The 6988-nt window shown below is 69.3% G+C and carries 7 protein-coding genes and 1 tRNA gene; 4 read left to right on the top strand and 4 right to left on the bottom strand.

The features are described from left to right. The coding region (locus tag D180_RS09945) for a beta-ketoacyl-[acyl-carrier-protein] synthase family protein (protein WP_017912674.1) at positions 1-1171 on the top strand (1171 nt) is incomplete at its 5' end. Positions 1172-1236: 65 nt separating this feature from the next. Here D180_RS09945 and D180_RS09940 read toward each other — a convergent pair. Together D180_RS09940 and D180_RS09935 are read right to left on the bottom strand one after the other, a co-directional pair. Continuing rightward, positions 1237-2592, bottom strand: coding sequence for an aminotransferase class III-fold pyridoxal phosphate-dependent enzyme (locus D180_RS09940; protein WP_198526533.1), 1356 nt, complete (start codon positions 2590-2592; stop codon positions 1237-1239). Between the two features lie 122 nt (positions 2593-2714). After that, entirely contained in the window at positions 2715-3407 is a 693-nt protein-coding gene (locus D180_RS09935; RefSeq protein ID WP_026143941.1) for an MtnX-like HAD-IB family phosphatase, read from the bottom strand. Between the two features lie 197 nt (positions 3408-3604). Here D180_RS09935 and D180_RS09930 point away from each other — a divergent pair. Continuing rightward, a tRNA-Leu gene (locus D180_RS09930) sits at positions 3605-3691 on the top strand. 309 nt (positions 3692-4000) lie between these two features. Then, positions 4001-4231 carry a hypothetical protein gene (locus D180_RS09925; RefSeq protein WP_043095814.1) on the top strand — a complete coding sequence of 77 codons (231 nt, stop codon included), beginning with the start codon at positions 4001-4003 and terminating at the stop codon, positions 4229-4231. Positions 4232-4405: 174 nt separating this feature from the next. Here the strand turns inward: D180_RS09925 and hemN are convergent, their stop codons facing one another. Further along, on the bottom strand, positions 4406-5812 hold the full coding sequence (gene hemN, locus D180_RS09920; protein WP_043090740.1) for an oxygen-independent coproporphyrinogen III oxidase: 1407 nt from the start codon (positions 5810-5812) through the stop codon (positions 4406-4408). Between the two features lie 44 nt (positions 5813-5856). After that, a complete protein-coding gene (locus D180_RS09915; protein ID WP_017912671.1) occupies positions 5857-6387 on the bottom strand; it encodes a group III truncated hemoglobin in 531 nt (176 codons plus the stop codon). Between the two features lie 142 nt (positions 6388-6529). On the opposite strand from D180_RS09915, the gene D180_RS09910 reads away from it, so the two are divergent. After that, positions 6530-6835, top strand: a complete 306-nt coding sequence (locus D180_RS09910) for a hypothetical protein (protein ID WP_051064802.1) — start codon at positions 6530-6532, stop codon at positions 6833-6835. The last annotated feature ends 153 nt before the right edge of the window (positions 6836-6988 follow it).

Raw genomic sequence — 6988 nt, 5'->3', positions numbered from 1 at the left:
TGGCGCCGAGGCGCTGTGGAGCGCGATGCGCGAGGGCCGCAGCGGCATCGCCGCCCTGCCCTCGCCCGATCCGCTCAGCACGTTGAAGATGCGCGTGGCCGCGACCCTGCAAGGGTTCGCTCCGGATGCCACGCAGACCGGCGGCATCGCCCCCGGCCAACTCGACCGCATGACCCAGATGGCGCTGGTCGCCGCCCGCGAGGCGATCGCCCAGGCCGGCCTGCCGCACGGCGATGCCGCGCTCGGCGCGCGCTGCGCGGTGGTGGTCGGCACCGGCGTCGGCGCCGAACTCAGCCGCGACGAACAATCGCGCCGGCTGTACCGCGACCAGGCCGAACGCCTGCATCCGCTGACCATCGTGCGCAGCATGGCCAACGCGCCGGCCAGCCAGATCAGCATCGCCTTCGGCCTGCGCGGCCCGGCCTTCGCCGTCTCCAGCGCCTGCGCCTCGGCCAATCACGCCTTCGCCCAGGCCGCGCTGATGGTCCGCCATGGCCTGGCCGATGTGGCCATCGCCGGCGGCAGCGAAGCCTGCCTGAGCCTGGCGCTGATCCGCGCCTGGGAAGCGATGCGGGTGGTCAGCGACGACACCTGCCGGCCGTTCTGCGCGCAGCGCAGCGGCCTGGTGCTGGGCGAAGGCGCCGGCATGTTCGTGCTGGAAAGCGCCGAGCACGCAGCCGCCCGCGGCGCGCTGCCGCTGGCGGAACTGGCGGGGTTCGGCATGAGTTCCGATGCCGGCGACATCGTCGCGCCCAGCGTCGACGGCGCCGCCACGGCGATGCGCCTGGCGCTGCAGGACGCCGGCCTGGTGCCGGAACAGATCGATTACGTCAACGCCCACGGCACCGGCACGCAGGCCAACGACCGCTGCGAAACCCAGGCGCTGCGTCAGGTGTTCGGTGCGCACGCCGAGGCGCTGGCGATCAGTTCGACCAAGGCGGTGCACGGCCATGCGCTCGGCGCGGCCGGCGCGCTGGAACTGGTCGCAGCGATCGGCGCGCTGCGCGAGCAGGTGGTCCCGCCCACGGCCAACTTCCTCGATGCCGATCCCGAATGCGATCTGGACTACGTGCCCAACCAGGCGCGCGCCCGCAACGTGCAGGCGGTGCTGAGCAATTCCTTCGCCTTCGGCGGACTCAATGCGGTGATCGCGCTGCGCGCGGCGGGCTGAAGCGCCCGCCGCCACAAACAACGGCGGGAGGCAACGCGAACCGCGCGCGTCGTCTCCCGCCCGGCTCATGCGACCTGCTTGGCGCGGGTCAGCAACTGGTCCAGCAAGGACAGGCCCAGGTCGATCTCTTCGTGGCTGATGTGCAGCGACGGCGCCAGCGTGATCACGTTCTTGTAGTAACCGCCCACGTCCAGAATCAGGCCGATGCGCTTGCCGTTGTGGCGCAGTTCGCCTTCCAGGCCCATGTCGACCATGGTGTCGAGCAGCTTGCGGTTCGGCGTGAAGCCGTCCGCCTGGCAGATTTCCGCACGCAGGGCCAGGCCCAGGCCGTCGACGTCGCCGATTTCCGGGTGGCGCTTCTGCAGGTCGCGCAGGCCGTCCAGGAAGTGCGCGCCCTTGGCCATCACCATCGACTCGTAGTCGGTCTCGGCCAGCATGCGCATGGTTTCCAGGCCGACCGCGGTGCCCAGCGGGTTGGAAGCGAAGGTGGAGTGGGTCGAACCCGGCGGGAACACGGTCGGGTTGATCAGCTCCTCGCGCGCCCAGATGCCGGCCAGCGGGTTCAGGCCGTTGGTCAGCGCCTTGCCGAACACCAGCACGTCCGGGGTCACGCCGAAATGCTCAATCGCCCACAGCTTGCCGGTGCGGAAGAAGCCCATCTGGATTTCGTCCACCACCATCAGGATGCCGTACTTGTCCAGCACCCGCTTCAGGCCGGTGAAGAAGTTCGGCGGCGGGATCACGTAGCCGCCGGTGCCCTGGATCGGCTCAACGTAGAACGCCGCGTACTCGCACTGCCCGGCCTTGGGATCCCACACGCCGTTGTACTCGGTCTCGAACAGGCGCTCGAACTTGGCCACGCACTGCTCGCCGTACTCTTCCTTGGACATGCCCTTGGGGCCGCGGAAGTGGTACGGGAATTCGATGAACTGGGCGCGGTCGAAATGACCGAAGCGGCGGCGGTAGCGGTACGACGAGGTGATCGCCGAGGCGCCGAGGGTACGGCCGTGGTAGCCGCCTTCGAAGGCGAACACCAGGCTCTTGCCGGCGCTGGCGTTGCGCACCAGCTTCAGCGAGTCTTCCACCGACTGCGCGCCGCCGACGTTGAAGTGCACGCGGCCCTTGCGGCCCCACTTGCGCTCGGCGTCGACCGCGATGGTCTTGGCCAGCTCGATCTTGGTCGGGTGCAGGTACTGGCTGGCGACCTGCGGCAGGGTCTCGATCTGGCGGGTCAGCGCCTGGTTCAGGCGCGGATTGGCGTAGCCGAAGTTGACCGCCGAGTACCACATCTGCAGGTCCAGGTACGGCACCTCTTCGGTGTCGTACAGGTAGCTGCCGTCGCAGCGGCCGAAGATGCGCGGCGGCTCGCTGTAGTGCACGGTGTCGCCGTAGGAGCAGTACTGGGACTCGTCGGCCAGCATCTGCGCATCGGTCAGCGCGCGCTGGTGGTCGGCACCGGTGCGCAGCAGCGCCTCCGGATCGGGCGCGGCATCGCCATGCAGCGGTGCGAGCGAGGAAAGCGAAACATTCCGGTTCATCGGGATCAGGCTCGTTGGGTGACGGGAAGCGGGAAGGACACGGTGGTGGTCGCCGGCACCGCCAGGTCGGGCAGCAGGGCGATGGCGTCGTCGAAACCGGTGATCGCGCAATGGGCGATCCCGTTGGCTCGGCAATGGCGCAGCAGACCGTCCTTGGCGAACACCAGGTCGGCCTTGCCGGCCAGGCAGAAATCGGAACGGCCGTCGCCGATCAGCAAGGTGGCGCGCTCGGGCGGCTGTTGCGCCATGACCGCGCACTTGCAGGTGCCGCTGGGGCAGTCCGGGCGCGCATGCGGCGAGGCCATGCGCCATTCGCCCGCGTCGGTACGCAGCAGGCGGTTGGCGATGATCGGCAGATGGTGCAGGCCGTGGCGGGCCAGGATCCGCGCGATGCCGTAGTCCAGGCCGTCGCTGACGATGCTCAGCGGGATGCCCAGGCGTTCGGCCAGCGCCACGAAGCGCACGAAGGCCGGGTCGATCCGCACCGCATCCAGCACCCGGTGCAACGCATCGACGTCGCCGTCGAGCAGGGCGACCTGCTTGCTCATGCATTCGCGGGCGCCGATCCGACCGGCGACCCAGTCGTCCTCCAGTTCTTGCCAACCGGGGCGCCCGAGGTGCTCGAGCAGGCTGTCGGTCACGTCCTGCAGGGACACGGTACCGTCAAAATCGCAAAGGATGTTCCATTGGGCGCGCAAGGTGGCTCTCCGGCTGATGGGGGCAGAGCCTAGGCACGCTGTCTTTCGCACTCCTTTCGGCGAGGTGAAAGAAAGCGGAGCGTTCACATTGGGCGTGGTAGGTGCCCACGCATCCCCCTGACCTGCTGACCGCCCAACGCTGGGATGCGCTACACGGTTCCCAATTCGACCGCGATCGGGCAACCTACATGCACCAGGCCCGGATGGCGAAACTGGTAGACGCATCGGACTTAAAATCCGCCGGGGGCGACCCCATGCCGGTTCGATTCCGGCTCCGGGCACCACCTATTGGCAGGCGGAACCGACAGGCCACATCAGGCACGGCCCCCCAAGCTCTACCGCCTCGGCACGCCAATCATCCCGATCACCACAGATGCGCCGCATGCAGGGTGGTGTCTGACGCCCGGGCTGTTCGCTGGCCGAGCGCAGCGTTTGCCCCACAGCCAGCCGGTGGAAAGCGCCGGGAAAGCGCATCCATTGTGGGATGACCCGCAAACTGTCCGAACGCAAGCGACAGGCACTGCATCGCCCCGGACGACACCGTGCTAGAAACATTGCCACACCAGCCGCGCCGGCTGCTTGGGGAGAAGCGAGTGAACGAGACCTACGAAAGAGAAAAGCGCGCGCGTACGTTCGCCCAATACATCAGGGACACGTGGAGTGGCCCGCTTTCCCGCGACGAAAAGCAACAGCTGGGCGAGAAAATCCGGGACGAAGTGGATGGAGCACCGGATCGCGACAGCCTGGAGTCCATCATCATCGGCGCGCTCAGAGAGAAGGATATCGATCCCGACGAACTGGGCATCCGCTGGTCATTGGATTGAGATCGCCCCACGGCGTCCGCACGGGCGCCGGGCAGTTGGAGTGCCAGACACAAGATCGCCAGGCCCTCCCGCGGGATGGCCTTGGATATCGGGCGCCCCCGCCACCGAAAAGTCCCCGATACCGCCGCCACGGCGGCACCGGGGATGCCAACGGCAAGGGAATCCGCGCGGCGCTCAGATCGCGCGCGAGTAGCGCGCCGGCTGGTCGGGCTGGCGCAGGTAGCGGTCGAAGCACATGGCGATCAGGCGCAGCAGCGGGCGGCCGCGGGCGGTGGCCTGGACCACGCCGTCGCGGTAGTCGGCCAGACCGTCCGCGCACAGCGGCGCCAGTGCGCGCAGTTCCTCGCGGAAGTAGCTGGCGAAGTCGATACCGTGGCGCTGCGCCACCGCTGCCGCGTCCACCCGCCCCTGGCACATCAGCTGCTGGATCAGCTCGGCGCGCAGGGCGTCGTCGGCACTGAGCTGCAGGCCGCGCAGCACCGGGCTGTCGCCGGCGTCCACGGCCGCTTCCCAGGCCGGCAGGTCGCGCTGATTCTGGCTGTAGCTGGCGCCGATGCGGCTGATCGCGCTGACCCCCAGGCCCAGCAGGTCGGTGTCGGCGTGGGTGGTGTAGCCCATGAAGTTGCGGTGCAGGCTGCCCTGCCGCTGCGCGCGCGCCAGGTCTTCCTGCGGCAGCGCGAAGTGGTCCATGCCGATGTACTGGTAGCCCGCTGCAGAGAGCCTGCTGACCGCGAGGCCGAGCAGGGCCAGCTTCTGCTCGGCATCGGGCAGATCGGCGTCTGCGATGCGCCGCTGCGCCTTGAACAGCTGCGGCATGTGCGCGTAGCCATAGACCGCCAGGCGGTCCGGGCGCGCCGCGATCACCGTCTCCAGGGTCTGTTCGAACCCGGCCAGGGTCTGCCGCGGCAGGCCGTAGATCAGGTCGACGTTGACCGAGCGCATGCCGTGCACGCGGCAGGCGCGCAGGATGTCCAGGGTCTCGTGCACGCCCTGGCGCCGGTTGATCGCCTGCTGCACCAGCGGGTCGAAATCCTGGATGCCCAGGCTGGCGCGATTGAAGCCCAGTTCGGCCAATGCGGCGATGTCCTGCGGCGTCACCGTGCGTGGGTCCAGTTCGATGGACATCTCGCGGTCCGGCGCCTGGCTGAAGCGGAACAGCCCGCGCAGGCCCTGCACCAGTTCGCCCAGCAACTCGGGAGCGAGGAAGTTGGGGGTACCGCCGCCCAGGTGCAGTTGCACCACCTCGCGCTCGCCCTCGAAACACGCGGCCATCATCGCGGCCTCGCGCAGCAGCCGCTGCACATAGGTGCGGCCGCGCTGCGGGTCGCGGGTGATCACCCGATGGCAGCCGCAATAGAAGCAGGGATTGCGGCAGAACGGCACGTGCACATACAGCGACAGCGGCCGCCGCGGATCGCTGGCCTGGACCGCGGCGAACAACTGCGCCGGGCCGAAACCGGTCTGGAAATGCGGCGCGGTCGGGTACGAGGTGTAGCGCGGGCCGGGACGGTCGTAGCGGCGCAGCAGGTCGGCGTCGAAGGTCCAGGCGGCGGAGGGATCGGGCGCGGTCAGGATGTCCATGCCCCGAGCATGCGCGGCGCCCGGCACGGCCGCCTTGACCTGGATCAATCCGCGCACGCAGCCGGCGGCAGCGGCGATGCCGGCTCGAACGGGCGCCAGCTCATCTGGTGGCGGCGCCAGAACGTCTCGGCGATGCGCTGGGCGATGTCGTCGGCCAGCAGCCGCATCGGCGTGTTAGGCAGCTCGGCGGTGGTGGCGCGGAACAGGCCCAGCCAGCGCTGGAACAACAGTGCGCTGAGTTCGCGCATGGCCATGTGCCGCGGCATCGGCGCGCCGCGGAAGCGGCGGGTGCCGCGCAGCATCGCCGACCAGAAATCGCACAGCTGCTGCTGGTGCGCATCCCAGTCCTCGATGTGCGCGGCGAACACCGCCGACAGATCGGCGTCGGCGCGCACGCGGCGGTAGAACGTCTCCACCAGCGCCTGCACCTCGGCCTCGCTGCACAGGTCCGGCCCCGGCAAGGGCATGCCCTCGATCTGGTCCTGCATGGTCCGCTCCACGTCGCTCGACGCCGACAGTCTCCACGCCGCCACCGCGGCGGCCTTGATCAGGATCAATGTCGGCACGGCCGGCACTGCCTAGTCTGCCGCTGCGGCATGCGCCGACGCCGGTGTCGACGGGGGATCGGCGGCCAGGCGGCTGGCAGGCGCGGCGACGTGTGTGGCGCTGCCCCCTTGGCGCATGCCGCATCCTCCTTTCGCGATGGAATCCACCGTCATGGCCTCTCCCGACGATCCGCTGCTCGACCCGCTCGATCCCGGTATGCCACGCCCGCTGGTGCAGCGGCTGGGGGTGATCCTGTGGCCGAGCTTCCTGGTGGCCGGCGCGATGAGCGTGCTGTTCTTCGCCCTGGTCGATCCGCTGGCGCTGCGCGACATCACCTTCCCCGGCCGCCAGCTGAGCCGCGAGCTGGGCTATACGGTGGGCTTCTTCATGTTCTGGCTGGCGACGCTGGCCTCGAGCCTGCTGACCGGCTTCCTGTTGCGTCCGGCGCCGCACGGCGACGCCGCGCCGCTGTCCTGAGCCGGCTGCCGATGCCTCGCCCGATCCACTTGCATGTCGTCACCTCGCCCGCAGCCACGGCAGGACCGGCGCCGCCACATCGGTACACGCAGTTCCGACGCGTGGTGCTGTGGCTGCTGTTCGCCGCCTTCTATCTGCTGCCGTGGCTGCGCT

Origin of the sequence: Xanthomonas sp. SHU 166 (assembly GCF_000364685.1) — a bacterium.
GTDB lineage: Bacteria > Pseudomonadota > Gammaproteobacteria > Xanthomonadales > Xanthomonadaceae > Xanthomonas_A > Xanthomonas_A sontii.
This window is presented reverse-complemented; position numbering and strand designations above follow the sequence as displayed.